General features: G+C 58.0%; 20 protein-coding genes. 9 read left to right on the top strand and 11 right to left on the bottom strand.

Annotated elements, in window-relative coordinates; translation table 11 throughout:
- Positions 1 to 3: 3 nt before the first annotated feature.
- The 4 genes from ccsB to GEI7407_RS21400 all read right to left on the bottom strand — a co-directional run bounded on the left by ccsB (position 4) and on the right by GEI7407_RS21400 (position 4,937).
- Positions 4 to 1,008, bottom strand: a complete 1,005-nt coding sequence (gene ccsB / locus GEI7407_RS13245; protein ID WP_015172698.1) for a c-type cytochrome biogenesis protein CcsB — start codon at positions 1,006 to 1,008, stop codon at positions 4 to 6.
- A gap of 667 nt (positions 1,009 to 1,675) precedes the next feature.
- Complete coding sequence (locus tag GEI7407_RS13240) at positions 1,676 to 3,502, bottom strand: DUF3352 domain-containing protein (RefSeq protein WP_051030769.1); 1,827 nt, start codon at positions 3,500 to 3,502, stop codon at positions 1,676 to 1,678.
- Between the two features lie 44 nt (positions 3,503 to 3,546).
- A complete protein-coding gene (gene cofH, locus GEI7407_RS13235) occupies positions 3,547 to 4,716 on the bottom strand; it encodes a 7,8-didemethyl-8-hydroxy-5-deazariboflavin synthase subunit CofH (RefSeq protein ID WP_015172696.1) in 1,170 nt (389 codons plus the stop codon).
- Between the two features lie 62 nt (positions 4,717 to 4,778).
- Entirely contained in the window at positions 4,779 to 4,937 is a 159-nt protein-coding gene (locus tag GEI7407_RS21400; RefSeq protein ID WP_190274136.1) for a hypothetical protein, read from the bottom strand.
- A gap of 155 nt (positions 4,938 to 5,092) precedes the next feature.
- Between GEI7407_RS21400 and GEI7407_RS13230 the strand changes: the two genes are divergently transcribed.
- Positions 5,093 to 6,751, top strand: coding sequence for a DUF3352 domain-containing protein (locus GEI7407_RS13230; RefSeq protein WP_015172695.1), 1,659 nt, complete (start codon positions 5,093 to 5,095; stop codon positions 6,749 to 6,751).
- Between the two features lie 160 nt (positions 6,752 to 6,911).
- Here GEI7407_RS13230 and GEI7407_RS13225 read toward each other — a convergent pair whose 3' ends face one another.
- Complete coding sequence (locus tag GEI7407_RS13225) at positions 6,912 to 8,978, bottom strand: elongation factor G (RefSeq protein ID WP_041268446.1); 2,067 nt, start codon at positions 8,976 to 8,978, stop codon at positions 6,912 to 6,914.
- Between the two features lie 652 nt (positions 8,979 to 9,630).
- Between GEI7407_RS13225 and typA the strand changes: the two genes are divergently transcribed.
- The gene (gene typA / locus GEI7407_RS13220; RefSeq protein ID WP_015172693.1) at positions 9,631 to 11,424 is read left to right on the top strand and encodes a translational GTPase TypA; all 1,794 of its coding nucleotides are present in this window, start codon (positions 9,631 to 9,633) and stop codon (positions 11,422 to 11,424) included.
- 210 nt (positions 11,425 to 11,634) lie between these two features.
- On the opposite strand, the gene murB is transcribed toward typA, so the two are convergent.
- On the bottom strand, positions 11,635 to 12,675 hold the full coding sequence (gene murB / locus GEI7407_RS13215) for a UDP-N-acetylmuramate dehydrogenase (protein ID WP_015172692.1): 1,041 nt from the start codon (positions 12,673 to 12,675) through the stop codon (positions 11,635 to 11,637).
- 65 nt (positions 12,676 to 12,740) lie between these two features.
- Positions 12,741 to 14,270: a UDP-N-acetylmuramate--L-alanine ligase gene (gene murC / locus GEI7407_RS13210; protein ID WP_015172691.1), complete on the bottom strand. Its 1,530-nt coding sequence runs from the start codon at positions 14,268 to 14,270 to the stop codon at positions 12,741 to 12,743.
- Positions 14,271 to 14,544: 274 nt separating this feature from the next.
- Between murC and nadD the strand changes: the two genes are divergently transcribed.
- Positions 14,545 to 15,240 carry a nicotinate (nicotinamide) nucleotide adenylyltransferase gene (gene nadD, locus GEI7407_RS20305; protein ID WP_015172690.1) on the top strand — a complete coding sequence of 232 codons (696 nt, stop codon included), beginning with the start codon at positions 14,545 to 14,547 and terminating at the stop codon, positions 15,238 to 15,240.
- A 1,338-nt stretch (positions 15,241 to 16,578) separates the two neighbouring features.
- A complete protein-coding gene (locus GEI7407_RS13200; protein ID WP_015172689.1) occupies positions 16,579 to 17,592 on the top strand; it encodes a type I glyceraldehyde-3-phosphate dehydrogenase in 1,014 nt (337 codons plus the stop codon).
- A gap of 129 nt (positions 17,593 to 17,721) precedes the next feature.
- Here the strand turns inward: GEI7407_RS13200 and thiL are convergent, their stop codons facing one another.
- Together thiL and GEI7407_RS13190 are read right to left on the bottom strand one after the other, a co-directional pair.
- Positions 17,722 to 18,774: a thiamine-phosphate kinase gene (gene thiL / locus GEI7407_RS13195; RefSeq protein WP_015172688.1), complete on the bottom strand. Its 1,053-nt coding sequence runs from the start codon at positions 18,772 to 18,774 to the stop codon at positions 17,722 to 17,724.
- The gene (locus tag GEI7407_RS13190) at positions 18,771 to 19,907 is read right to left on the bottom strand and encodes a peptidylprolyl isomerase (protein ID WP_015172687.1); all 1,137 of its coding nucleotides are present in this window, start codon (positions 19,905 to 19,907) and stop codon (positions 18,771 to 18,773) included. Before GEI7407_RS13190 ends, thiL begins: the two co-directional genes overlap by 4 nt.
- A gap of 264 nt (positions 19,908 to 20,171) precedes the next feature.
- On the opposite strand from GEI7407_RS13190, the gene efp reads away from it, so the two are divergent.
- The 5 genes from efp to GEI7407_RS13165 all read left to right on the top strand — a co-directional run bounded on the left by efp (position 20,172) and on the right by GEI7407_RS13165 (position 23,965).
- Positions 20,172 to 20,729: an elongation factor P gene (gene efp / locus GEI7407_RS13185; protein WP_015172686.1), complete on the top strand. Its 558-nt coding sequence runs from the start codon at positions 20,172 to 20,174 to the stop codon at positions 20,727 to 20,729.
- 72 nt (positions 20,730 to 20,801) lie between these two features.
- The gene (accB, locus tag GEI7407_RS13180) at positions 20,802 to 21,326 is read left to right on the top strand and encodes an acetyl-CoA carboxylase biotin carboxyl carrier protein (protein WP_015172685.1); all 525 of its coding nucleotides are present in this window, start codon (positions 20,802 to 20,804) and stop codon (positions 21,324 to 21,326) included.
- A gap of 331 nt (positions 21,327 to 21,657) precedes the next feature.
- Positions 21,658 to 22,017, top strand: a complete 360-nt coding sequence (locus GEI7407_RS13175) for a YtxH domain-containing protein (protein WP_015172684.1) — start codon at positions 21,658 to 21,660, stop codon at positions 22,015 to 22,017.
- Between the two features lie 183 nt (positions 22,018 to 22,200).
- On the top strand, positions 22,201 to 22,821 hold the full coding sequence (locus GEI7407_RS21690) for a DUF948 domain-containing protein (RefSeq protein WP_015172683.1): 621 nt from the start codon (positions 22,201 to 22,203) through the stop codon (positions 22,819 to 22,821).
- A gap of 337 nt (positions 22,822 to 23,158) precedes the next feature.
- Positions 23,159 to 23,965 carry a TPM domain-containing protein gene (locus GEI7407_RS13165; protein WP_015172682.1) on the top strand — a complete coding sequence of 269 codons (807 nt, stop codon included), beginning with the start codon at positions 23,159 to 23,161 and terminating at the stop codon, positions 23,963 to 23,965.
- Here GEI7407_RS13165 and GEI7407_RS13160 read toward each other — a convergent pair.
- Together GEI7407_RS13160 and GEI7407_RS13155 are read right to left on the bottom strand one after the other, a co-directional pair.
- Positions 23,917 to 25,488, bottom strand: a complete 1,572-nt coding sequence (locus GEI7407_RS13160) for a TM0106 family RecB-like putative nuclease (protein ID WP_015172681.1) — start codon at positions 25,486 to 25,488, stop codon at positions 23,917 to 23,919. The genes GEI7407_RS13165 and GEI7407_RS13160 overlap by 49 nt on opposite strands.
- 215 nt (positions 25,489 to 25,703) lie before the next feature.
- Positions 25,704 to 26,267, bottom strand: a complete 564-nt coding sequence (locus GEI7407_RS13155; protein ID WP_015172680.1) for a hypothetical protein — start codon at positions 26,265 to 26,267, stop codon at positions 25,704 to 25,706.
- Between the last annotated feature and the right edge of the window lie 580 nt (positions 26,268 to 26,847).

Here is a 26,847-nt window from a genome sequence, read left to right as displayed (position 1 = left end):
ACTCTAGAAAAACCAGCCGTAGGAGTGGAGTCCTTTGCCCAGCAGGTTGACCCCCAGGTAGCAAACCCAGACCACCACAAACCCGCTCGCTGCCAGCAGCGCCGGTCGCCGGCCTTGCCAACCCCGAGTGATGCGGGCGTGGAGGTAGGCCGCAAACACGAGCCACGTGATCAGCGCCCAGGTTTCTTTGGGGTCCCAGCTCCAGTAAGAGCCCCAGGCTTCGTTGGCCCACACGGCTCCAGCAATGATGCCGATGGTCAGCAGCGGAAAGCCCAGGCCCACCATCCGGTAGCTGACGTTGTCGAGGGTGTCGGCCAGACTGAGGCGCTGGGGAGAAAGGCTGGTGGCAGCGACAGCGGCGCTGGCGGCGGTGAGGACAGCGGTGCTGCCCGGGCGATCGCCTCCGGCCAAGACCGGCGCTGAAGCTTCTTCTGCTCCGTCGGCCCGCCGGACCCGATAGGTCCGGAAGCCCCCCGTGCCTACCGAGCTACCGCGCAGCTCCACGGCCTGGCCCCGCGTGACCACCAGGAAGGCGATCGCCATCAGAGCTCCCACCATCAGGGCGGCATAGCTTAGGAGCATCACGCTGACGTGCATCATGAGCCAGTTGGACTTCAGGGCCGGTACCAGGGGCTCAGCGTGCTGCATCGTGTCGGGCAGCGACAGCGCCGCAAAGGCCGTAATGCCCATGGCCACCGGAGCAGTCACCGTGCCCACCAAGCGGCTTTCGCTCATCCGCTCGGCCACCAGATGCATGGCCGTGATGCCCCACGCCACAAAGAAAAGGGACTCGTAGAGATTGCTCAGGGGGAAGTAGCCAGCATCTAGCCAGCGCGCTCCCAGCAGGGCCGCAATGCAGAGATTGGCGATCGCCATGCCCGCTGTGCCCACCGTTGGCAAGAAGCGCAACCCAGGGAAGGCAGCCCCCAGCCAGTACAGCAGCATCGTGATAAATAAGACGGCAAAGGACACGTTATCCAACGTGGCTTGCAGTTCAACCAAATTCATGGTGTGTGCTCCGGCAAAAAAGGAACGAAGATTCTCAAAAGACGGATATCAAAGCGCTTGGAAGGCGATCGCGTTGCGGCTGAGCGGGGGCCTAGGTCCCCGAGCTTCTGCTGGCCGACGCCCTGGCAGGGAATCCCTGCAAGTCCAGGGACCAGCGGCCGGGATGGTGCTGCTCACCAAAACACTATCCTATCGACTATTGGGCGTCTCTCCTATGGGAGAGGCCAAGGGGCGATCGCCTTAGCCAAAGCAGCAGAAGCCTCACGCCACCATCTTTGATTTGACGTTGAGATGAATGCGAACGAGCGAACGACGCTCCTCTGACCTATGCCGCAGGCGCGAGGAGGGGAGATGGAGGAAACGAGCAAATCTCTCATGATACAAAACGGGTGAGATAATCAGGCTAAGGGTTTGAGCTAATCGCCGCCCTGAAACTTGAACCTTGACAACCTGGAATAGGGGGTTCTGCCTAGAAACAGACGATTCGTCGTCGCATCTGTGGGCAGGTAAAATTCCAGCAGTACCAAGGAGAGAACAACACTCTTTGTATTGTTCCGGTGCGGTGGGGCATCCCGTATCGTCAATAAAGCTCAGGAAACGCCCGATGGGATACCAGGGGTCACTGAGAAGCCTACGCTGCATACGTCAGTATCAGCGTAGGAGTATGTCACGTGCTGGATTTGACAGCGCCGCTCGCCTCCTCCGGTCCGCGCTGAGCTGCGGTATCGCCGGTGCTGTCCGGCAGCAGGCGGCTGCTGGTGGGGCTGGGCAGGGGGCGAACTTCGCCGACCTTCTTCAGCCGCAGCAAGATATCAAAGCGGGTATTGCGCCCGTCGCGAATGGCGGCAGTGATGCCGATGGTGCGCATGGCTTCGATGAAGGTGCGCTGACTTTCGGGGAGCTGGACCCAGGGCTTGAGCGCTTCGAGGGTGCGATCGACGTCAATGAAGAAGCGGCCGTTGAAGGGCTGCTGAAGCTGGTTGGACGGCAGCGATCGCTGGAAGAGGCTGTTTTCTGAAAGGGGGGCGGCGGGCTCGGGATTGATGGTCTGGGCAATGGTGTCGCCGACGCCCAGGGTGAAGAAACCGACATTGCCGCTGAGCCAGCCGTGGGTCACCGTAATGGCGCCATACTCCGAGGTCCAGTTGACGACGGGCTGGCCATTGACCCGCGCTTCGTTCACCTTCAGGCGATACTTCTCGGCCATGGTGCTGTCTAGTTTGGCCATGGTTTCCTCGGCGGCCGAGCGATCGCTGGCCTCCACCAAAAACATCAGGCCCACGGGCAGGTTGGGCGGGGCGCTGCTAGTGGTGGGCACCAGCGCCAGGGACGCTTCCCCTTCCATCCAGCTGAGAAAGTCTTTTTCCCAGTCTAGGCCGACGGTGGATTGCAGGGCCTCTTTGAGCCAGCTGGGGCTAAAGGGGGCGTTGGGATTGGCTTCGGCTGCGGGCTCGTAGGACTCCCACAGCCGCTGGAAGTTGCCGTCGGAGAGCATCATCAGGGTGTTGGCTGGTAGGCGGCTGGGCAGCTCGCCGGCGTCGTTGGCGATCGCGTGCTTGCGATCGCTGTCCGGCCGCAGCCAGGAAACCCCCTGAAACAGCACCCCCTCCTCTTGGAGGACGGCGTGGGCCACCATGCCCTGATTTTGGCGCAGGAGGCTGATGGCCTGGGGCGGAAAGGGCTGGGCCAGCGTTGCGGCGGTGTTGGTGGCCAGGGCCGGAACATTGAGATAGACCCGGAAAATCGGGGGCGGCGTTTGCAAGTTGGCCAGGGCGTCCACAAACCCCGGCGTCGTCACCAACGAGCGATCGCCCTTGAAGGTATCGATGGCTTGCTGCACCCCTTCCACGCTGGTAGACACCACCAGATACTCTTCCCCCAGCTTGGCCATGGCGTAGGGCGTGGCGGTGCCGGCGGGCGTCGTCTTGATCGGAATCTCTTTGTAGGTTTCCTCGCTCCAGGCTTCTCCTTTGGGCGGTTTATTGAGCAGAGGCTGCAGGCGCTCGGGGTTGGCGATGGGCATCACCCACAGCAGGCTCTGGGGATCGATGGGCGCTGGAGGAGTGGCGCTAGAGCCGGTTTGGGCCTTGGCCTCCCCGGGCGGCGCGCTGGCCAGGACCGCCACCGTAATTTCACGGCCGACCCAGGGCCGGATGTCACGCTGAAAGTTGTAGCCGTTGGCGCTGAAGAGGCGATCGCGCCACTGGGTGAGCTGGGTATCAAACGCTTTCTGGGACTTGGGGGTGCCGAACGCGCGCAGCCGGTCCCACTGAGCAGCGTCGGTGGACAGCGAAATCGTCGCGATCGCTTCCTCGGGAATCACTGCGCTGCCCGGGGGCAAATCCGTGGTGACGGGCCGCCGCTGCATGAGCCAATAAGCGACTGCTCCGCCCCCGATGAGCAGAACCGCTGCGCTAAGCGTCAGCAAAATTGAGGAGCGCTTTTTCTCTTTCTCGGGCATGGGCTTGTGCAGAGTCAGCAGTGCAATTGCCAATGTAGCAGGCTCACGGGGACGGTCGCGACGGGGGCGACAAACCCCTAGCCTGCGGCGGTGGACTGGTGGATGGGGCGATAGAGGGTGTCCCGCTGCTGGGCCGGTCGGCCGAGGGAGGCGATCGCCCCTCGCAGATCTTCGACCTGCAAGCAGGTTCCTCCGGTCGCTCCCGCCATGCTGGTGATGTGTTCTTCCATAAGGGTTCCCCCCAGGTCGTTGCAGCCCCAGGTGAGGGCTTCGGTTGCCCCAGTCAGCCCCAGCTTCACCCAGCTCGGCTGATGATTAGCAATCCAGTTGCCCAAAAAGATCCGGGCCACCGCCATCAGCTGGAGGGCGTCCGCCAGGACGGGCTGGTCGCGACCCACGCGCCGCCGGAGCGCCTTGGGAGCCTCTTGGCCCACGTAGGGCAGCAAAATAAACTCCGTAATCCCCGTTCCGCCGGGCAGCGATCGCTGCTGGAGCGATCGCAGCTGACCCAGGTGACGCATTTGCTGGGCCGGGGTTTCGATGTGGCCCGACAGCAGCGTGCTCGTGGTGGGCATCCCCAGGCGATGGGCCGCCGAGACAATCTCCAGCCAGGTGGCCGCGCTGATTTTTTCGGGACACAGCACCCGCCGCACCGCATCGTCGAGCACCTCGGCCGCCGTACCCGGCAGGGAGCCGACGCCCGCTTCCGCCAGCGCCGCGATCACCGCCTCGTAGCTCAGATCATCTTCCCGAGCGATGAACTGGATCTCCTGGGGCGAAAAGGCGTGGAGGTGCAGGGCCGGAAACGCCGTGGTCAGGGTTTGGACCAGATGAACGTAGTAGGGCAGTGACTTGCCGTCGCGCTTGGCGTGGACATTCAGGCCGCCCTGCATGCACAGCTCCGTCGCGCCGCGCGCCACTGCATCCGCCGCCTTGGCCACCAGGGCGTCTTCGTCCAGCCAGTAGGCCCCTTCGTCCTCCAGGTCTCGCCGAAACGCACAAAAACTACAGTGCTGCTCGCAGATATTGGTGAAGTTGATGTTGCGGTTGACCACGTAGGTCACGGTGTCCCCAGCCTGACGCTGGCGCAGCGCATCTGCCGCCGCCCGAATGGCCGCGATCGCCCCCGGATCGCTCTGGCGCAGCAGAACTTCGCCGTCCGCCTCCGAAAGATCCTCGCCAGCCAGGGCGCAGGCTAAAATCGCATCAATCGTCCGGTCCGCTGCATGGGTCAAAGAAAAAGACATCTCAGGGCACTTGCATGGATTAACAGCCGCCGACCCCTTTGCACGGTGGTCAAGGAGTCTTCTCACGAAAGGACCGGCCCAAGCCGATCGGTCTTTTGGCGATCGCCTGCCACCGGGAAGGTTGCAGTATCAAAGGACAGACTGCCTGATCGCCAAGACGCAGTTTCCATTGTGGCAGCCCGCACCGGAATTCCCCAGGGGGGTCGTGTTAGTACTCTCATGGGAATTCTAGAGACGGGCGATCGCCACCCCAGCGCTGGCATCTCTCAAAACCCCTTCAAAATCCTCTCTCAATTCGCACTGATTCATTTTTTATCTGCTCGTTGCCCCGTTCTTCGTCCTGCTCAGTCCTTGTCTACGCTCAGGAGAATTCAAAATGTCTGTGAAAAAACTGATAGCCCCCGCCGTTGGTGCCGTCATTGTTGTTGCAGGCGGCCTAGCTGCCTATCAGTTTCTGTTTAAGGGCGGGCTCAAAGATGCCTCTAGCCCCCTCGCCAGTGCTGAGATCGTCCCGGACGAAGCCCCGCTGGCGACCTTTATCTCGATGGATTCCCAGGGTTGGGCAGAACTGCAAAAATTTGGCACCCCCGAAGCCCAAAAACTGGTCGGCTCCAACCTAAACTCCTTTAAATCTCAGCTCCTCGCAGGCTCCGAGCTCAATTTTGACCAAGATCTCAAGCCGTGGATGGGAGGGCTGATGGCTACCTTTGTCCCGGCGGCCCAGGGCGCTCCGGCGGAGCAGTCTCAGCTGCTGATGGTCGTGGGCGTCAAAGACAAGCTCAAGGCCCAGCAGTTTGCCAACAAGCTCAAAGAAGACAAGACGCTACAGACCAAAGAAACAGATTACAAGGGCGTCAAAATCACCGAATCTACCCGCAACAGCACCAAGCTGTACTCTGCCCTCCTCGGTGATCACCTGGCCCTCTCCCCGTCCCAGACGGTTGTCCAGCAGGCCGTAGACACCTTCAAGGGAGAGCCTTCGCTGGCGGACGTCAAGGGAGCCCGCCAGACCCTGTCGCGATCGGTGGACCTGCCCAACTCCATTGCCCAGGTCTACATCACTGACTACGCGGCGGCGATTCAGCAGCTGTCTGCCAGCAACCCCGGCGCGCCGCTGCCTGCCTCGACCCTGGAGCAGCTCAAGCAGGTGAAATCTGTGGTGATGGGCGTGGGAGTCGATGATGACGGTCTGCGGATCAAGGCCCTGACCCAGGTGGATCCCAAGGCGGTCACGGTGAAGTACGAGACGGTGCCGGGGAAGGTGATCAGCGAGTTTCCGGCGGAGACGATCGCGCTGGTGTCGGGCCAGGGACTGAAAACGCTGTGGACGGGTCTGGTGAATCAGGCAGAGACGGACCCCGCGACGCAAACCCTGGTCACCCAGGTGCGCCAAAACCTCCAAATGGTGAATTTAGACGCCGATAAGGAGGTGTTTGGCTGGATGGATGGGGAGTTTGCGCTGGGGGCGATCGCTGCTAATGAAGGGGTGCTGGCACCCTTTGGGGCCGGGGCGGCCATGGTCCTGCAAACGAGCGATCGCGCCACGGCCGAAGCCACTCTCAAGAAGCTAGACACCCTGGCCCAGGGCAATTTCTTGACCATCGGCCAAAAAGAGGTCAATGGCATCCAGGTGACAGAGTGGCGGCTGCCCCAGCAGACGATCTTGGGTCACGGCTGGCTCGACAACAACTCTATCTTCATTGCCATGGGCGATCCGCTGATTGGCGCGATCGCTGCTAAGCCCGAGCAGCCCCTCGACAGCAGCCCCAACTTCAAGGCCGCCACAGCCTCCCTGCCCAAACCCAACGCGGGCTACTTCTACGTCAACATGGACAGCGTCATGACCCTGCTCGATCGCTCCATCGTGCAGCCCCAGCAGGGCGTCATTCCCCCCAACGCCAAGGCTGTGCTGACCTCGATTCGGGGTGTGGGCGTGACGGCGACCTGGCCCGAGAAAGGAACCAGTGAGCTGGAAATGCTGGTGTCTCTCAAGCCGACCTCGGAGTTCACCCAGTCTCAAAAACCGGCTCAATAGACGCTTCAATTCAGGGCTTCAATTCAGGGCTTAATAAAGCCCTGAATTGAGTGGGGGAGAGCGCGCCTCTTCCTAGATCAAAAGCCGAGGGCGATCGCCCTCGGCTTTGGGTTGTGCGCTAGAGACTGAGCGCGTCTAGCGGAGCCGTTTCAGAGCTCTTCTATCGCTTGCCGTTACTGTTGCCGTTGCTGTTGCCGTTGCTACTACCGGCGGTGGCCAGCACTCGCTCGGCTTGCTTGTCCGGCACCTCCTGCAAGTGGGAGTGCTGCCAGCGGAAAGTGCCGACCCCCATCGTCATCGATCGTAGCTCCACGATGAAGTCATGCATCTCAGCTTCTGGCAAATAGCCCGAGACCTTGTCCCAGCCTTTCCAGTCGGCGATGCCCTCATAGCCCAGGATTTGGCCGCGGCGGCCATTCACCAGGCGCAGCACATTGGACGTAAAGTCGCTGGGAATCCAGACCTCAATGGCGACGATCGGCTCTAGCAGGGTCGGTGTGCACTTGGCCATGCCCTCCTGCATCGCCATGCGAGCGGCCTGTTTGAAGGCTTGCTCGGAGCTGTCTACCGAGTGGTAGGAGCCGTTGGTCAAGGTGACCGCCACATCAACCACCGGGAAGCCGAGAGGACCATGGGCGAGGGATTCCCGCACCCCCATCTCAACCCCGGGGATGTACTGCCGAGGCACCACGCCCCCCACGATGCTTTCTTTGAAGCTGAAGCCTTCGCCCCGGGGCAGCGGCTTGATGTCGAGATAGACATCCCCAAACTGTCCGTGACCGCCGGTTTGGTGCTTGTAGCGACCGTGAATGGACGCTTGGGCCTGGCGGATGGTCTCCTTGTAGGGAATTTGGGGCAGGTGGGTGCTCATGGGCAGGTTGTACTTCCGCCGCAGCCGGTCGAGGGCCACTTGCAGGTGGATGTCGCCTTGGCCCCACAGGATGACTTCGTGGGTGTCCCCGTGCTGTTCCCAAACTAGGCCAGGGTCTTCTTCGATCAGCTTGCCGAGGGCGCTGCTGAGCTTGACTTCATCGCTGCGCTTCTCGGGGGCGATCGCCAGCGCAAAGACCGGCGGCAGCTTCTCGGCCCGCGGCAGCTCTTGGGTCGCGCCGCCGTTGAGCGTCAGCGTGTCCCCCGTTTGCAGTCCCTCGGTGCGGCTCAGGGCCACCACGTCCCCGGCTTCCGCGCGGTTGAGGCTCTGCTGCTGCTGGCCTAGGAGGCGGTACATGCCGCCGATGCGAATCCCGTTGATGGTGGCGTTGTCCTCGAGGACGCCGCTCCACACGCGCACCAGAGACATCTTGCCGCCCTGAGGCGCGTAGTAGGTTTTCAGGACTTGGGCGATCGGCTCTGTCTGGTTGAGCTTGAGGCCGCGCCGCTCCACGGTCACCTCCGGATCGGGCGCTTCGCGCAGCAGGGCGTCGAGGAGGGGCCGCACGCCGTAGTCCTCAGAGGCCACGCCCACGAAGACCGGCACAATCAGGTCAGCGCCTAGCTCCATCTTGAGATCTTGCAGGATTTCTTCCTGGGGCGGCTCGATCTCTTCTAAAAGCTCTTCCAGCAGATGATCGTCAAAGTTGGCGAGGGCCTCGAGCATTTCCTCGCGGGCTGCATGCTCTTGCGCTTTGAGGGCGGCGGGGAAGGGCACGGGGTCAGCGGGCGCGCCTGCGTGGTAGTGGAAGGCCTGCTCGGTGACGAGGTCAATAAACCCCGTGAGGTGCTCTCCTTGGCCGATGGGATATTGATGCGGAATCAGGGGCCGACTGGAGACTTCTTTGAGGGCGTGGAGGACGTCCATATAGTCGCCATTGCTGCGGTCCATCTTGTTGATGAAGACCAGATGGGGAATTTCCCAGTCGTCTAAAAACTTAAAGAGGGGGGCGAGGGTGAGGGCGCGATCGCGCTCTGGTTCACACACGACGATCGCCGCATCAACCCCGATCAAGGCGTTGTAGGTTTCCTGAACAAATTCAATAGAGCCGGGACAATCTAAGAAAGAAAAACGAACGCCGCCATACTCGGTCATGGCGGCGTTTACTTCAACGGTCATCTGGCGATCGCGGGCCTCTGGCGAAGCATCCCCTACGGTGTTGCCATCCTGGATTCTGCCCTTGCGGGAAATCGCTCCGGTAACGGACAACAAGCTCTCTAGTAGGGTCGTTTTGCCGCTCAAATAAGGACCCACGATCGCCACGTTTCGTGAACGGGACAGGACTTTTTCGTTCATCATAAAATCTCCTTGGCAGCACCCCCGAAATGACTTTCCGTTAGTACTGCGATCGCAACTAAAATTCAGTCAATCCCTAAGTAAGAAATCCAGGAAAACTCTTGAAGCGAAATGATATCTGCTCTTACTTAAGCTCATTATCCCGGCTTTGATTCTGTTAGGACCGAATTGCAATTAGTTTTAAGATTCGGTTGTTAAAGCGTTAAGGATATTGACGATTTCGAGTGGTTTTTAACCTTCCTTCATCTCGAAATGCAGAGATTTGCATCGAGATTTTTGACGTCCTTCGGCTGCCCGGGCGTGAGAGGCTGAGGCGAAGCGGGTGCCCGGTCAGTAGCCCTTAATCGGCCATGGCCATTCATCGGAAGAAGCGACAGACGAAATAAAGCAGCTTCTCAACAGATTGACTTCTAGAGCCGACTGCGGGGCGCTGTTGGGTAGGCGAGGCGCGCAGTCTACCTCATAATCCCAAGGCTTTGCGGGCGATCACCAATAATTCTTAATGATTAAGCTAAAATTGTTGAAGTCTGTGAACGTTACCGCTCTAGCTTGGCTCTCCTCCGAAACCTCCCTATCCATCGATAGGCGAGCATTCCTCGGAAAACGTCATCTTTTCGAACGTTCTGCTCCGACAATCCCTTAGTTTCAACCTATGACTCTTCCCATTCGTAACGTCGCCATCATTGCCCACGTCGACCACGGCAAAACCACTCTTGTTGATGCCCTTTTGAAGCAATCCGGCGTTTTCCGCGAAGGGGAAGAGGTTCCGGACTGCATCATGGACTCCAACGACCTAGAGCGGGAGCGGGGCATCACGATTCTGTCCAAAAATACCGCTGTCCGCTACGGCGAAACCCTGATCAACATCGTTGACACACCGGGCCACGCTGACTTCGGGGGCGAAGTTGAGCGCGTCCTCGGTATGGTCGACGGCTGTATCCTGATCGTCGACGCCAACGAAGGCCCCATGCCCCAGACCCGCTTCGTGCTCAAAAAAGCGCTGGAGAAGGGCCTGCGTCCCATCGTCGTCGTCAACAAAATCGACCGTCCCCGGGCTGACCCCCACTCGGCTGTCGACAAGGTCCTGGACCTGTTCTTGGAGCTGGGCGCTGACGACGACCAGTGCGACTTCCCCTACCTGTTCGCGTCCGGTCTCGGCGGCTTCGCGCGGGAGACCCTCGAGAGCGACAACGCAGACATGCGGCCTCTCTTTGAAGCCATCCTGCGCCACGTTCCGCCGCCAGTGGGCGATCCGGAGAAGCCTCTGCAGCTCCAGGTGACGACCCTCGACTACTCGGAGTACCTAGGCCGCATCGTCATCGGCAAAATTCACAACGGCAGCATTCGGGTGGGCCAGCAAGCGGCTCTGATCACCGAGAGCGGCGCTGTGGTGAAGGGTAAAGTGACCAAGCTGATGGGCTTTGAAGGCCTCAACCGTATCGATATCGAATCGGCGACCGCCGGTAACCTCGTGGCCGTGGCGGGCTTCAGCGACGCCAACATCGGCGAAACGATCACCTGCCCTGACAATCCCCAGGCGCTGCCGCTCATCAAGGTCGATGAGCCGACCTTGCAGATGACCTTCTCGGTGAATGACTCTCCCTTCGCGGGCCAGGAAGGAAACTTTGTGACCTCTCGCCAGGTGCGCGATCGCCTGATGCGCGAGCTGGAAACCAACGTGGCTCTGCGGGTCGAAGAAACCGATTCCCCGGATAAGTTTGCGGTCTCTGGTCGCGGTGAGCTGCACCTCGGCATCTTGATCGAGACCATGCGTCGTGAAGGCTACGAGTTCCAGGTGTCCCAGCCTCAGGTGATCTACCGGGAAGTGGGCGGCCAGCCCTGCGAACCCTACGAGTGCTTGGTGCTGGACGTGCCCGAAGAGGCTGTGGGCGGCTGCATTGAGCGCCTCGGTCAGCGTCGCGGCGAAATGCAAGATATGCAGGTGGCCGGCAATGGCCGATCGCAGCTGGAGTTTGTGATCCCGGCGCGGGGCCTGATTGGTTTCCGCGGCGAGTTTATGCGCTTGACCCGTGGGGAAGGCATCATGAACCACAGCTTCTTGGACTATCGTCCTCTGTCGGGGGATATCGAGACTCGCCGCAACGGTGTGCTGATCTCTTTTGAGGAAGGTGTGGCGACTTTCTACGCCCTCAAGAACGCGGAAGATCGCGGCTCCTTCTTCATCACGCCGGGCACGAAAGTGTACAAAGGCATGATCGTGGGCGAGCACAACCGGCCTCAGGATCTGGAACTGAATGTCTGCAAAACGAAGCAGCTGACCAACCACCGCGCTGCTAGTGGAGATGAGCTTGTGCAGCTCCAGTCACCGGTGGAAATGAGCCTAGAGCGGGCGCTGGAGTACATCGGCCCCGATGAGCTGCTGGAGGTGACGCCGGAGTCGATCCGCCTGCGGAAGCTGCCAGCAAAAAAGCTCGCTAAGCGCTAAGACGGCTTCTGTGTTTCAACTTCGTCTCAATTCAATCTTGAAGTGCTAAGCCGATAAGGCCGCCATTTCGTGAATTTGAGATAGCCAACCCTTGGGGCGATCGCTCCAAGGGTTTTTTGCGTGATCCCCGAGCCAGCCAACAAAAAAACAAGGGGCGATCGCCCCTTGCTCGCAGCACTAACCTAATTTGTCTTTACTGGCTTGGCCGCCCTAGGCTGCGACCGGGAACTCGCCCAGCATCTTGACCTCTGGCATCAACGCCAAAGCCCACTGCTGGCTAACCTTTTCCTGCACATGGCAGATCAGGCGGAAGATGTCGCTGGCTTGGGCCCCGCCGCAGTTCAGAATAAAGTTTGCATGACGCTCAGCAACTTGGGCTCCCCCAATTTGGTAGCCCTTGAGACCCGCATGCTCAATCAGCCAGCCCGCCGTCTTGGGGCCGGGATTACGAAAGACGCTGCCGCAGCTTGGCAGGTGATAGGGCTGCGTGCGATGGCGGGACTTGAGATGCTCGTTGGTGAGCGCAGTCACGGCCTCGGGATCGTGACCGGGCTGTAGCTGGAAGGTTGCCTGGGTGACAAACTGGCTCCCGCCTTGCAGGATCGAGGTGCGATAGCGATAGCCGAGATCCTCAGAGAGCAACGTTGCCGCTTGGCTATCGGGGGTGATCACGTTTGCGCTGAGCAGGATGTCAGCCATGCAGCCGGTGTGGGCACCGGCATTCATGACCACAGCGCCCCCGACGGTTCCAGGAATGCCCACTGCCCACTCTAGGCCGCTCCAGCCGCGAGAGGCTGCTTGCCACGCGAGGCGCACCAGGGGTTCGCCGGCCGCAGCGGTGATGCGCCCGGTTTCTTCGTCAAAGTGAGTCTGCCGCAGATGACGGGTGCAAATAACCAGCCCCGGCAAGCCGCGATCGCTAATGAGTAGATTCGAGCCTGCGCCCAATAGCGTGATAGGCATCGGTTCGGGCTGAGACTGAGCCCACTCTAGGCTGAGTTCTAGCTCTGTCAGAGTGCGAGGAGAGACCAGCAGCTCAGCCGGACCCCCGACCCGAAAAGAGGTCAGGGGCGCAAGGGAGGCTTGGCGCTTGATCAGGCAGTTGGTACCTCGCAGGAGGATCGGATCTGTAGAAGTGGTAGAAGGCGTTGAGCGGTACACAGGGGAGCGAGATTTAGGCGTTTTTAGGCCGATGGGATCGTTAATGACCGACGAAGAGGTCGTTCTGGGAGGATCTTGGGAGAGCGTCATGATAAGTACAGCCGTTCATTTGTCTCGAATGATGCGCCAGCTAAGGACAGCGTCGTCCCCTTAGCTCAAGAATCAGCGATGTGATTGGGCTTTACAGAGACCTGTTCAGGGGGCATTTGGAGAGAAGCCACAACATCAGGAATCACCTGATTGAGGTTGCCTGCTCCCAAAAACACGACCAAATCTCCAGGCTGTAGCGTTTGGGTCAAGAAGGTCCGCACGTCGGCTAGGGAAGCTTGGTAGTGCACACAGGAATGATGCTGGGCGATCGCCTCAGCTACCTGCTCTCCAGAAATGTCAACCTCTTTGATCTCTCCTGCACTGTAGATGTCTGTTGTAATAACGACATCTGCCGCAGAGAATGACTGAGCAAATTCATCGAGAAACGTAACGGTACGACTGTAGCGGTGAGGCTGGAAAACGGCAATAAGACGGCGATCGGGGCGATCGCTCACCTGCAAGTGAGCCGCAGCTAGCGTGGCCTGAATTTCGCTGGGGTGGTGAGCGTAGTCATCCACAAAGCGGATATTATTCACCTCGCCCCGCAGCTCGAAGCGGCGGCGAGCGCCATCAAACGTCGCGATCGCCTCAGCGATCGCCGCAAAATCGAGCCCCAAAAGGCGACCAACCGCCACCGCCGCCAGCGCATTGCTGAGATTGTGGCGACCGAGCAGCTGGAGCTTGAGCGTGCCCAGCGCCATACCCCGCTCCCACACCTGAGCCGTCGTACCATCCGCCCGGTAGCTCACCTGATCAACGGCGTAATCCGCGCCAGAATCACGATCGAGGCTGTAGCTAATGGAGGGCTTGAGGCGATCGCGCACCACCGTGCAGTCCCAGCAGCCCACCAGCGTCTCGCACTGACGGTTAAACGTCTGGAACGTCTCGATCACCTCATCTAGCGTGCTGTAGTGGTCTGGATGGTCTAGCTCAATATTGGTGACCACCCCAATTTCAGAGCGGAACTTCACTAGCGAGCCATCCGACTCATCGGCCTCTGCCACCAAAAGCGAGCTCTCACCCAAGCGAGCATTGCCTTCCCAGGCGCTAACTTCTCCTCCCACCACAATGGTTGGATCGAGGCCCGCCTTTAGCAGCATGTATCCAATCAGGCTGCTGGTCGTCGTCTTGCCATGGGTGCCAGCGACCGCAATGCCCCGCGATGCCTGGACCAGAGCTGCTAAAAGATCTGAGCGATGGAAAACAGGACAGCCTAGATCGAGTGCCGCTTTATACTCAGCATTTCCGGTACTGATGGCCGTTGAGCAAACCACCTGTGGAAGCGTGTGGGGATCGGCTGTACAAATGCCCCCGTGGCCGCCAACGATCCCAACTAATTCTGTTGATTTCTCCAGAGTAGCTGCCGTTTCCAAGCGAGCATTTTTTTGGAAATACTCTAAATTAGAAGCGTCCTGACTCAGAAAAATATGAGCCCCCAGCTCCTGTAACCGCTGGGTAATGTGATTGAGGCGAATGTCTGAACCGGATACAGGCAGCTTGCGCTTCGTTAAAATATAGGCTAGGGCTGACATTCCAATTCCACCGACGCCGATGAAATGGAATGGTTTGCCGCTGAAATCAACAGAATTCAGCATTTTTACTCCTCACACACCACACCACACCGATAACACGCGATATCATATCAAGAATTGCTTTTTTGCGACATGACCTGCTAGGGATTTGTGCTTTTTGACCCAAGTCGCTTTCGCAAAATTAATCTGCAAAAACTCAGTCTCCTGGCATAGTCCTACAGGCCGGGCAGCGCTCTTATCTGTCTCTATTGATACGGCGAAAAGCAAATATCTATCCGGAAGTTTATAGAAGATTAATTGCTGCTTTTGACCGCAATCTTTTGCAGTTAACCCGAATATGGGAAGAATAGCAGTCTTCGGCGGCACCTTTGACCCAATTCATCGGGGCCATCTGGCGATCGCCCACGCTGCCTGCAAGCTGGCCGACCTCGAGCAGATCATCTGGGTCCCGACCTACGATCCGCCCTACAAACAGCGATCGCGCCCGGCACCCTACTACCACCGCCTCTTCATGGTGAAGCAAGCGATCGCACCCTTCTATCCCGCTTTCACGGTCTCTGACATTGAAGCACGTCACCCCGACCCATCCTATGCTGTTCATACATTTTTAGGGCTTCGGTCCCAGTATCCTCACCATCAGTGGTCTTGGCTCATTGGTCTAGACGCCTTTATGTCTTTACCTCGCTGGTATGGTCGTCAGCACTTTGCCGAGGCTTGTCAGTGGTTGATCGTCCCTCGGCATCTGTTAGCAGCTAGAGTGCCCGCGATCCCTTGTGCAGCTAACACCCAAAGCTTAGACACCACCCAGCAAGCTATGGCCGCCTGCCAAGCAGTCGCCCAGCAAATGGCCCAGCAGCACCTAAAAATTCAGTGGCAAATCTTGGGCATCCCTCCCGTGGCAGTATCGTCGAGCCTGGTGCGATCGCGCTGCCAGTCTGGACAGCCGATCGGCAACTTGGTGCCCAAATCTACTCGCCACTATATAGAAGTGCATCGACTGTATCAGGATTTTGCGGAAAGTGGATCTTCATGAGCCGCTGGGGGCGATCGCACATGCCCCTTGGAGGACCAGATCACTCCTCGTCACAGGCTTCGTCACAGGAGACTTGCCAAGTTGATGGTCATACCAGCGGCTGCCTTCCTGTCCAGTACTTTGGCGATCGCATTTCCTTATAGAGTGTTTCTGAACGTGACCCAAGATGTCTCACAATTTTAGGTGTAATTATACTTAGGAATTTATACTCAATTTTACAAAATTCACAACCCTAAAGATACTAGATTTTTGCTTGCAGAGACCCAGCCTCAATGCTGTCGAGAATTTACAACCTCGAAAAGCTCCCTAAAAGCTGACATCTACCGCTGACTCTCATAGACCAAGAAAGCTGACTTTGCAGTCTTGCTGACAGCAGCACCGTCGGGGTGAAACTGCTGCCAGGACGCCCAGAGAGACGCTAAACCCCTGATCGACCATTCCCCCAAACGCAGAGCCAGCGAGGCAATTTCAGCAGGCCTGAGACAGACAAAATTTAGTTTTTTTGTCATCTAAGCCTTGATGATTGATATCCCCCTAATAAAAGCCTTGTTAAAGAAGTTTTCTCGAAAAAATACGTAAATTCTAGATCTATCTGCCTTAATCCTTAGGATGGTTATTCAAACAAAAAATCTGAGCAAGAAAAATTTGGTCTAAATGCAGATACGGATGAAATTAGAATGGTTGTATACCGCAAAATTCGCCTAGAAAATATGAAATTCTGAGAAAATATTTTTAATTAAAAATTGTAAAGATGTCTAATTGCTCCAAGAAATTTCATCGCTTTAATCAGGCTGTCTTTAAATCGAATTTAATCGTATGTCTTCAAAAAAATGAAGACAAACTTAAAAGAATAAATTTTTCGAGGGCACTTTCAAAAATATTTTATGTACCTTTCTAAACAAGGCAAAATAAAAATATTTGCTTCAATCCTTTGTAAGGCAAGGATCTCAAGAATTGCTGAATCTTGAATGAATTGACCGAAATCCTATGGTATTCAAGCTTTAAATCTTCAAAAAATGACATTAAAAATAGATTCTTGATGCCATGATAAAGCCGATGAACTGAAGGTCTGTATGGTACGACATTCATGACTCCAGCCAGGGGATCAAGATGATTTTAATCCTCGAACTGACACCTTTCTCGAAACTCGAGAATAGCTTGGCGCAGTCTCCTTGCGATCGCTCCCCTCAGCTCCTCTGGAGAGCCTGTCCTGGGTCCTGAATCGAGGCCGTCCTCCCATTGAGCAAAATTTTGCAAGGGACTTAACCAGGGATTCATGAACGTGTATGATTGGGTTCAATACTAGGCATTTATTTAGTACACAGAGGGCGAGACGCAGTGATTAGAGTAGCGATCAATGGATTTGGACGGATTGGACGCAACTTCTTGCGGTGCTGGCTAACTCGGACCAATAGCCAGCTGGAAGTTGTTGGTATCAATGACACTTCCGATCCGAAAACCAACTCTCACCTGCTCAAGTATGACTCCATGCTGGGGACGCTGAACGCGGATATCAGCGCAGATGAGAACTCCATCACCGTCAACGGACACACCATTAAGTGCGTTTCCGACCGAAACCCACTCAACCTCCCCTGGGCTGACTGGGGTGTTGACCTGATCATCGAATCCACTGGCGTCTTCGTCTCCGAGGAAGGAGCTTCTAAGCATATCGCAGCGGGCGCGAAGAAGGTTCTGATCACTGCTCCTGGCAAAGGTGGCAACGTCGGAACGTTTGTGATGGGCGTGAATTCTGACCAGTACAAGCACGAAGATTTCAATATCGTCAGCAACGCCAGCTGCACCACCAACTGCTTGGCGCCGGTGGTGAAAGTCCTGAACGACAAGTTCGGCATCATCAAAGGCACAATGACCACGACCCACAGCTACACCGGCGACCAGCGTCTGCTGGATGCGAGCCACCGGGATGTTCGCCGCGCTCGGGCTGCTGCTCTGAACATCGTTCCAACCTCCACCGGTGCTGCTAAGGCTGTAGCGCTGGTGATCCCCGAAATGAAGGGCAAGCTGAACGGCTTGGCTCTCCGGGTTCCCACTCCCAACGTTTCTGTTGTGGACTTCGTTGCTCAAGTTGAGAAGAAGACCTTCGCAGAGGAAGTGAATGAAGCACTGCAGGAAGCCGCTGCTGGCCCGATGAAGGGAGTCCTTGAGTACAGCGATCTGCCTTTGGTTTCTTCTGACTATCGGGGTCATGATGCTTCCTCCATCGTGGACGCAAGCCTGACGATGGTGATGGATGGCGACTTGGTGAAAGTGGTGTCATGGTATGACAACGAGTGGGGCTACAGCCAGCGGGTTGTTGACCTGGCTGAGCTCGTTGCTCAGCGCTGGGCTTAATCGCTTCAACGCTTAGCCACCCTATAGTTAAGCCCCTCAACACGTCGTGTTGAGGGGCTTGCTGTTTTTGCTGCTGCTGTTCCCTTGTCTGCCCTTGCAAGCAAGGGGTGAAATGTAGGAACGGTTGCCTTAAAAGTGCTGAAACCCCTGGTCGAGACTTAGCGTTTCGAGGGGATGGTGATGAGCCTCGATGAGCTGAACCTGGGGTTCGGCGGTGATGGTGCCCACGACGCAGGCGGGCGATCCAAGCCTCTGTACCAGGCGATCGCCGATCGCCTTGGGTAGAGCCAGCACGAGCTCGAAGTCCTCGCCTCCGTAGAGAGTCCATTGGCGAGCCTGATCGAGGCCCACCCACTCAACGAGACCCGGGGGAATCGGCAGGCGATCGCGCTCCAAATGAGCCCCGACGCCGCTAGCTCGGCAAATCTGAAGAACCGCGTCCGCCAAACCGTCGCTGCTGTCCATGCCGGCGATCGCCCGCTGCGAACTGATTTCGGCACAGATTTCGGCCAAGATCGGCAGCACGTCCAAGCGAGGCTGGGGGCGCTGGTGGGCCTGAATCCAGCGATCGCGATCCGGCCCGGCGACCTCCCTGCTCCGCTCAGGATGCAGCAGCAGCTCGAGCCCTGCCCGAGAAGCGCCGTGCCAGCCCGTCGCCACCAAAACATCCCCCGGCTGAGCAGCACTGCGCCGAAGAATGCGGCCCTCGATCGCCGATCCCAGCGCCGTAATGCTGACTGTTAGGACCGGACTCCGGCAGACGTCGCCGCCTAGCAGCGCCCCACCATAGCGATCGAGACACGCCTTCAGGCCCTCATACAGGCCTTCGACCCAGGCAATAGGCGTCTCTCCTGGCAGCGCCAGCCCGACCGTAATCCCGAGCGAATCCGCCCCCATCGCCGCTAGATCCGACAGATTGGCGGCGGCGGCTCGCCAGCCTGCATCCGCAGGTGACGTCGTCCGCACGTCTGGCGACGCGAGACCCAAACTAAAGTGAACGCCATCAACCAAGACGTCTGTGGTAGCGACCAGCGATCGCCCTGAGGGCACGCTCAAAACCGCCGCATCGTCCCCAACGATTTGGGGCGGACAAAATCGCTGCAGCCGCTGCAAGAGAGCCTGCTCACCGAAGTCCCGAACTCGCACTTCGCCAGCCTCGGGACCTAGATTCGTGGAGGTCATGCCGCAGGGGCTACCAGGTTCTCAGCACCGCGAATCACCTTGGCTGCTTCGATCTTGTCGCCCTGCTTGAGCTTCTCTAAGACCTCTTTGCCTTCGGTAACATAGCCAAAAACGGCATAGCGACCATCGAGGAGGTTCAGGCCCGCAGGCGTCAGCTCTGGCTCAAACAAGAAGAAGAAGAACTGCGACGATCCGCCGTTGGGCTCATCACCCGGACGCGCCATGCCGAGGGTGCCAAACGCAGAGAAAGGCAGCACAGGCTCTGCCCGGTAGAGACCCAAGTCCTCAGTGGTGGCGCCGTAAATCGGTTCTGAATCGCCCTGAAGCAAGACCTCTAGCGGAATGCCCCGATACTGGCCGGTTTTGGGATCGATAAACCCTTCTTCGGGGCCTGGGGGATCGCCCACCTGCAACACGTAGAAGTCTTCGGCCCGAATGAACTCTAGGCCGTCGTAGAAGCCACGCTGTACCAGGTCTACAAAGTTACCGGCAGTGACCGGTGCGCTGTAGCCATCCACTACGGCTTTCACTTCACCTTTGCTGGTTTCAAAACTGATGGTGGCTCGTCCCTCGAGGCGAGGCAGATTGGCGTATTCGGCGGGCACGCTGAAGGGAAAGTCGGAGACCATCAGCTCTTCGAGGTCACTCACGCGATCGAGGGCCTCTCCCCGCTTGAGCCAAAGCGCTTCTTTGTCTTTGGCGTCGCTGATTTCTTGGAGCTCGGCTACGTTGGCCTGAATCTCCTGGATGAGAGCCTCGGCTTTGGGGCGATCGCTCTGGGCCACCGACGCCAAAAGGGCCTCCGGCTGATTCAGAACGCGCTCTGCAATAACAAGATCTTTCTTAATAGCGTTCCAGCGGCGGTTGGCGCGCAGCTGGGTCGCAATATCTTCCAGGTTGGCCTGGAGTTTGCGGACGGGGGCATTGTCGATGGGCAGCGCGTAGCGCAGGAGGGCTTTGCCATCGGTGATAGCGTTGCCCTGGGGCAGGCGGCTTTCGCGCGCGGAGCTGCCGCCTCCATCCCACTGGGCAGCGCTGAGGCCCGTCGACATCACAATCAGCAGCAGCGCTAGTGCACCATTTTTTATCCAGTGCTTGATAGCGGCGAATTTTGAATGGCTCCAGAGCATCATAGGTCGATCGTTGACTACAGGATTGGATCAGATGGGCGATGCCGGTGACCACCCCAAGCGCAGGCATTCTATAAACGAAGGGCTCGGGAATGAGACGGCCTTCTTCATCTTCCCACAGGGCTGCCCCCCTCCTCGGCGCTTTGGCATCATAACCAGGGGCGATCGCCCGGACCTAGCCAGAGAACTTCTGGCGTAGCACTGCTAGGGAAATACGCACAGAGCGGTACAATAAATTGCCGATTGTTCTCCCCAAGCGCGAAGTTCATGATCTCCAGCAACGACTTTAGACCCGGTGTCACGATTGAGCTAGATGGGGCAGTCTGGCGTGTCGTGGAATTTCTCCATGTGAAGCCAGGAAAAGGATCTGCCTTTGTCAGAACCAAGTTGAAAAGCGCCCAAACCGGCAGCGTGATCGAGCGGACCTTCCGGGCCGGGGAGACGGTTCCCCAGGCAACGCTCGAAAAGCGCACCATGCAGCACACCTATAAAGAAGGTGATCAGTACGTCTTCATGGATATGGAGACCTACGAGGAAAGCCGCCTGTCTGCCAATGAAATTGGCGATCGCGTGAAGTACCTCAAAGAATTGATGGAAGTAAACGTGATCACCTGGAACGGCCAAGTTCTCGAGGTAGAGCTGCCCAACTCGGTGATCCTGGAAGTGACTGAAACTGACCCAGGTGTCAAAGGCGACACAGCAACGGGCGGTACCAAGCCTGCCATCGTTGAGACCGGTGCCCAAGTAATGGTGCCGCTGTTCATCTCGGTGGGTGAGCGCATCAAAGTCGATACCCGGAACGATACCTATCTGGGCCGGGAATAGCGCCGAAAGTCTGCGGGCAGCGCCTTCGCTTGTCCCAATGCTTTCTTGTTCAATTGTGGGGTCATAGGCACTGTGCAACTGAATTTAAACGAACTCCGTGAATTACTCGCAGCCATCAACCAGACAGACTTCACGGAGCTGACGTTGAAGGATGCTGAGTTTGAGTTGACGATTCGTCGCGGTGGCCGGACAGAGTATCTGCCGGTTGCCGATACGGTTTTTGCGGGCGAAGGGAGCACAGTGACGCTGGGGATGACTCCACCAGCGGCGGTGGCACCGCCGACTGCTGCTCCTCCGGCGGCTGCTGAGGCGAGCCCGAAGCCTGCGCCGGCACCCGCTCCTCAGGCGGACCAAAAGCTGCTGGATGTTACTTCGCCGATGGTGGGAACGTTTTATCGTTCTCCTGCGCCGGATGAGCCGCCGTTTGTGGATACGGGCGATCGCATTCGTCTAGGCCAAACGGTGTGCATCATCGAAGCGATGAAGCTGATGAACGAGCTCGAAGCAGAAGTGGCAGGCGAGATTGTCGAAATCTTGGTCCAAAATGCAGAGCCCGTGGAGTACGGCCAAGTGCTCATGCGAGTCCGACCCCTTTAAGGCATTCTCATAGCGATGTTAAACGGCAGATGGAAAATGTTCTCGTCCATCTGCCGTTTTTGCTGGGTTGATCGCTCTGGCCATTTTGCCAATCCACGCGTCATGCCCAGGCGTGGCGGAGCGCTGGAGAGCCCCTGAGTCTCGGGATAGGGCGATCGCCTTCTCCAAAAGAGTGCTTGCGGGAATACAGTCTAGGATGCGGCGATTGGAGTAGGCTGAAGGAGCAATGCATCCTAGGGCTAGGGTGTTGAGGTATTTTGATTGTTTGGAGCGCTGGCGATGATGCCGTAGCGACCCTTTAGACAATTTCCGACAGAGGCAAAGGTCACTCATGTCCGACAATCGTTCTGGTGCTTTCGTTGGTGGGTTTCTCCTTGGTGCGGCGGTGGGAGCTGTGACCGGGCTGCTGATCGCTCCTCGCCCGGGCCGTGAAACTCGGCAACTCCTCAAAAAGTCCGCTGATGCTTTGCCAGAACTGGCTGAAGATTTATCGACGAGCGTGCAGCTTCAGGCTGATCGCCTCTCTGAGAGCGCGCTGCGCAACTGGGATGGCACCTTGACGCGGCTGCGAGAGGCGATCGCGGCTGGCCGAGAAGCGAGCTACCGCGAGCGGCAAATCTTTGAGCAAACGGAGCCGATCGCTACCCCCGCTCGAGACAGCAGCGAAGCCAAAGCCTTCGAACAGCTCTGATCTCGACACGACCTCGCTACGAGAATAGGCTACTCTATTGCTGACCCTGACCTTGAGCGCCGGCGATCGCCGATCCGCGTTCCTCCAGGGTTGGCAAGATTAGAATGACAGGCATGGTGTCTATCTACCTTCCGACATCGCCTCGCTCGTTCCCCGCTCCGATCCCTCTCAGAAGTCCTGGTAATGGATCCTCTCTTTTGGCTAGGCCTCTCGATCTTGCTCGTTGCTGTCAGCCTGACCGCGCTGCTCTTCGTCGCCATCCCCGCTTTTCAAGAACTGGGACGAGCAGCCCGTAGCGCCGAAAAACTCTTTGATACCCTCAATCGCGAACTGCCGCCCACCCTAGAGTCCATTCGCCTTACGGGGCTTGAGATTACCGAATTGACCGAAGATGTGAGCGATGGTGTCCAGAGTGCTGGACGCGTGGTGAAGCAGGTCGATGACAGCCTGCACGGCGCTAGGCAGCAAGCAAAGCGAGCCCAGGCGACCGGGCGCAGCTTGGCGGCAGGCGTCCGCGCCGCTTGGCGAACTTTCACCCGTCCGGCGCCCGCCCAGACCAGCGGCCGCCGCACCCCCAATCGCCTCGCTCCCTCTTCGCGGCCTCCCCTCGATCTGCGCGAGGAGCGGACCTACTACTCCAGTGAGGCCGCGGACACCGAAGAAGAGAAGCTGCCCTTGGGGGCCTCCGGTCGAGAAGAATTCCCAGAAACTCCTGAGCCGCGCACTCTAAATGGTCGCGAATCGACCGAAAACCTCTATCGCGTGGCCAATCCAGCAGATGCGTCTGCGGCCGACGAAGCCTGAGCCTGGCACCCCAAAAAGCGCAAAAATCATTAAATAATTTCTGTCATTTCTTTTAAACAATTCTGGCGACCTAGCTGCGCAAGATGCTGAAAGCAGCCTTTGCAAACTCTCTAGCTGGGGAGCTGCTTTCGTCTGGCGGGGCTCGGGCTGCTTTGGCCGATGTCGCTACCCGAGAGACCTCGGATAGCCGCTAGCGATCGCTGCGGGTCCGTAGTATTCTATTAACTTAAGGTAAACAAGTGTAACGAATTTTCGCTTTTCCTCATTTTGCTACCTTGTTTCCCGAATCTGCGTTGCGATGCAGACTGAGGCTTCCGACGGTTCACTAGGATTTCCGATGCAGCACTTCTTCCCCTCGCGGCTCCTTAAGGTTTTCAGTGCGTTTCTTTTGTCCTTGTCAATCTGGGCGATCGCGCCAGCGGCTCAGGCCTACGACAATCCTGACTTGCTGCCCAGCGTGCAGACCCCCATCATTGATCTGGCTGGAGCCCTGACCCAGGTCCAGGAAGACAGCCTTGCCCAAGAAATCGAAGAGTTTGAAAGTGGGACCGGCTGGAAGTTGCGGGTCCTCACCCAGTACGATCGCACCCCCGGCCGAGCCGTTCGCGACTTCTGGGGCCTCAATGAAAAGAGCGTGCTCCTCGTCGCAGACCCCCGCGGTGGCAACCTGCTCAACTTCAACGTCGGCGATGCGGTCTATGAGCTGTTGCCTCGCACCTTCTGGGTCGAGCTCCAAACGCGCTACGGCAACCAGTTCTATGTCCGCGAGAACGGAGAAGATCGCTCCATTCTTGACTCTCTGCACTCCGTCAAGGCGTGTCTGAGTCAGGGCGGCTGCCAAGTCGTCCCGGGCCTGCCCCGCGAACAGTGGATCTTGACCCTGATCACCTCTTGCTTGGGTGGCGTTGTTCTGGGCTTTGCGGCTCAGCCCCGCAAGAGCGGCCAGCTCGTTGCTTGGCAGTGGGCTTTGATCTTCTCGCCCTTGTGGGGAATCTTGTTTATTGCCTTCGGCATTGGACCTGTGGTGACGCGCACCTCCGACTGGCTGCCCCTGGTCCGCAACCTGGCTGGCTTTAGTATCGGTGCTTTGGTGGCTTACCTCTCTCCGATGCTGGGCAGCGATTCTTCGCCGTCCGAAACGTAAGCGTAAGGAAGTCGAGGCTGGCGAAGAAATTCGACCAGCCAGTCCTTGACGTGATAGGTTGCTCGGCAGTCGTCTTCGTTGTAGCAAACGATGGAGTCCAAGAAGCTGCGATCGCCCGTTGTCAGCCACTGGTTGTACCAGTAAATCGACTGGGCTCCATCTGCCGAAGCATCTCGCCAATCAAACCCCACCCAGCGCGCAATGGGCTTGAGAGCGTAGCTCTCGACCGGCAACATGACCGTCCGGGTGACCCAGGCGTGCAGATCCACGAAACGATGAAGCAGCGCCTCGACTGAATCTAGAGGGGTGTTGTAGAGCTGGGCGAGCCGCCGCACCGTCTGGACTTCGTAAGCGCAAAAGTGAAAGACGGGTGACTGGGGGTAGGCCAGCATCAGCTCTAGAAAGTCTTTCCAAACAGCGGCCTCGGCCGAGGGGTCCTCGGCCAAAAACGGATAGAACGTTTCGGTTTGAGTCCGCCGATCGACCATCAGCACCCCGTGCAGATAGGCCAAATTCAGATCCGGCTCAGCTTCGATGTCGAAGTAGAACTCAACAGGCGCCGTGGGCAAGTGGTGAAAAGGCGCGATCGCCCCATTCCCGGAGAAGCCCTGAGACCAAAGACTGGGGTCTGCAACCAAAATAGCCTGGTTACTCAGCGTCGCTTGGGCTTGCCACACCAGTTTTTGGGCGACCTCACGACCAAAGCCGGGCAGCGGCTCTAGCTGAGCAGGTCTGGCGAGAGCCAAAGACTCTACGGTGGTGAGCTTCAAACCCTGCAAAAAACTGTAGCGGCTGGGCGTCACGCCCGGCAGAAGCGATAAATGCTGCTGCTGCTGCGCAATGTCGTAGCAGTGTCCATACCAGTGGCAAAGACTGCAGCGATTGCGCGAAATAAAAACCTCGGGCTCCACCGGTTCGCTCAGGGTGCGGGTACATTCCTCCAGAATGGACTGCATCCTGGGGACTCGCTCCACCAAGTCCACTTCGTAGGCTCCCCGCTGCCGCAAGATCAGCCAAGCTGCTTCTGGCCAAGCTCCCTGCATCTGGGCCAGGAGATGGGCTTGGTAGGCAGCAACGAGCTGATACTCGAGCTTGGGCCGCTTGCCGAGCTTGATGTCGACAGGGACATAGTGCCAGTCGCCAAGCAAAGAATCACCGGGCTGCTTGACGAGAAGATCGGGCTTGCTGATGAAAGTGTGGCCTGCCGGGTCGGTGATCAGCAAAATGCCCTGATGAATCGCGTCGACCCCCTGCTGCATCAGTTCTAGGGTGGCGGACGCTCCTGCTTGCCAGTCGTGCTCAGGGTAGATCGGCCGGTGGTAGGCGAGGGGACCGTCCGGCAGACCAAAGGGCAGCCATGCCCAGTCTGTCAGCACCGATCGCTGGTGCAGCAGACTGTCCTGAAACAGCTTCAAGAGATAGTCACTGGGTGGATCGCGCTGGGCTAGGTCCCCGTGCACATCCAAGAAAGCCCGTCGAGGGCAGCGCTGATAGTGGAGGAGAAGAGCGTCAGTTAACAGCACGCTTTCACGCTAGCGCAAAATCTTGAAAATAGCTTACAGCCGTTTGTGGGCTCTTCGTGAGGATTTTGGAGAATGTTGCGGCTAGGGGGCGATCGCCTCTGACGAAAAAAACCGCTCAGGCGATCGCCCAAGCGGGGAAATGATGGTCTTACCAAAGCGGAGTCAGTGCTGAACTGAAGCTCTCGGCAAAACCCTAAAAACCAAGCTCAAAGCGCTTAGCGCTCAAAGCCACCGGGATTGAGGCGCACGTTGGCGCAAACCAGGCCAGGACCCACCGGATCGCCTTGGGTCGAGTGCAGGTTGATGTAGCCGATGTCCGCCAGGGGCACCGGAGTATCGAGCATGACAGGAGCATCGGGGCTGCCCACGCGAGCAAAGCCGCTCTCGCTAGACTCGAGGGCTGCGGCTGCGCCGAGGTCGGTGAGCACGCCACCAGCGCCTTCACCCTTAAAGAGCGCCTTGTCCCCTTCACAGCTGGTGGGCATGCCGCCGTTCATGGCGCCGTGGAAGTGGTAAGGAACGGTTTGGCTTGCTTCGAGACCCATGACGGTGAAGTAGTAACCCGTCACTTCATCGTCGCTGTTGACCATGAGGCTACCGCTGCCCATCACTTGGTCAAAGCGCGGCTCGTAACCAGGAATGGTCCGGGTGGTTGCATCTTCGGTGGTGCTGGTGAAGACGATGGGCTCCATGCGGGTGCCCTCTTCTTGAGCGATCGCGCTGCTGGCCATGCCCAGAACGGCTAAGGTTGCCAGAGTGCCTTTGTAAAGACGTTGCATGTTTCTAGTCTCTCCTCGATGTTGTCGGATGGTGCTCAGCAACCTTGGGTTGACGGCATTGCCCATTACCCCGGGCGCCAAACACACATCTCAAAAATCAATTTGCACAGATCTCTCATCGGTTGACTCATGGCCAACGGAATGAGAGTTTCCCTGAAAACTCAGGGATTTGCTGAGGGATGGAGCAAGCGCTTCTGTAGCTGAATGAGTCAGCGTGGAAGCGAGGCCGGTCCGCCAGCGAAGGAGCACACGATCGAAAGCAGACGCTTAGGCTGACTGATTTCGGGGTTGCTATAGGTGGTGAAAATCTGAGGCTGATGGAATTGTCATCAAAGACAATGCTGCAAAAGCGCAATTGGCCTGAGAGCAGCGAGAAAAATCTTGCTCCCGTCAACCTCGAAGGAAAGAAGTCCAGCCCTAATTTCAGCGCTTTTTCGCGGCCAGAAACATTCTACAGGATTCTTCCTGGAGGCAGGATTTTGCGAGGGCCTCTCCGAATCCTGGCAGGCTTGCCTAGGGAGAATATCAAAGGCCTGGAAGGGAGGTTGATACAATGCTGGGGCTTCTGCTGTTGTTTGTG

Source organism: Geitlerinema sp. PCC 7407, assembly GCF_000317045.1.
Lineage (GTDB): Bacteria > Cyanobacteriota > Cyanobacteriia > PCC-7407 > PCC-7407 > PCC-7407.
Note: the sequence above shows the minus strand (reverse complement) of the source record. Positions and strands in the feature narration are given on the sequence as shown.

What these genes read in the sequence shown, in the direction of transcription:
- murB (WP_015172692.1), bottom strand. Translation starts at nt 12,675, where the DNA reads ATGACGCTCTCCCAAGATCCTCCCAGAACGACCTCTTCGTCGGTCATT.
- GEI7407_RS13165 (WP_015172682.1), top strand. Translation starts at nt 23,159, where the DNA reads ATGCAGCACTTCTTCCCCTCGCGGCTCCTTAAGGTTTTCAGTGCGTTT.
- nadD (WP_015172690.1), top strand. Translation starts at nt 14,545, where the DNA reads ATGGGAAGAATAGCAGTCTTCGGCGGCACCTTTGACCCAATTCATCGG.
- efp (WP_015172686.1), top strand. Translation starts at nt 20,172, where the DNA reads ATGATCTCCAGCAACGACTTTAGACCCGGTGTCACGATTGAGCTAGAT.
- ccsB (WP_015172698.1), bottom strand. Translation starts at nt 1,008, where the DNA reads ATGAATTTGGTTGAACTGCAAGCCACGTTGGATAACGTGTCCTTTGCC.
- GEI7407_RS13155 (WP_015172680.1), bottom strand. Translation starts at nt 26,267, where the DNA reads ATGCAACGTCTTTACAAAGGCACTCTGGCAACCTTAGCCGTTCTGGGC.
- murC (WP_015172691.1), bottom strand. Translation starts at nt 14,270, where the DNA reads ATGCTGAATTCTGTTGATTTCAGCGGCAAACCATTCCATTTCATCGGC.
- cofH (WP_015172696.1), bottom strand. Translation starts at nt 4,716, where the DNA reads ATGTCTTTTTCTTTGACCCATGCAGCGGACCGGACGATTGATGCGATT.
- GEI7407_RS21400 (WP_190274136.1), bottom strand. Translation starts at nt 4,937, where the DNA reads ATGAGAGTACTAACACGACCCCCCTGGGGAATTCCGGTGCGGGCTGCC.
- GEI7407_RS13175 (WP_015172684.1), top strand. Translation starts at nt 21,658, where the DNA reads ATGTCCGACAATCGTTCTGGTGCTTTCGTTGGTGGGTTTCTCCTTGGT.
- GEI7407_RS13230 (WP_015172695.1), top strand. Translation starts at nt 5,093, where the DNA reads ATGTCTGTGAAAAAACTGATAGCCCCCGCCGTTGGTGCCGTCATTGTT.
- GEI7407_RS13225 (WP_041268446.1), bottom strand. Translation starts at nt 8,978, where the DNA reads ATGAACGAAAAAGTCCTGTCCCGTTCACGAAACGTGGCGATCGTGGGT.
- GEI7407_RS13190 (WP_015172687.1), bottom strand. Translation starts at nt 19,907, where the DNA reads ATGATGCTCTGGAGCCATTCAAAATTCGCCGCTATCAAGCACTGGATA.
- typA (WP_015172693.1), top strand. Translation starts at nt 9,631, where the DNA reads ATGACTCTTCCCATTCGTAACGTCGCCATCATTGCCCACGTCGACCAC.
- thiL (WP_015172688.1), bottom strand. Translation starts at nt 18,774, where the DNA reads ATGACCTCCACGAATCTAGGTCCCGAGGCTGGCGAAGTGCGAGTTCGG.
- GEI7407_RS21690 (WP_015172683.1), top strand. Translation starts at nt 22,201, where the DNA reads ATGGATCCTCTCTTTTGGCTAGGCCTCTCGATCTTGCTCGTTGCTGTC.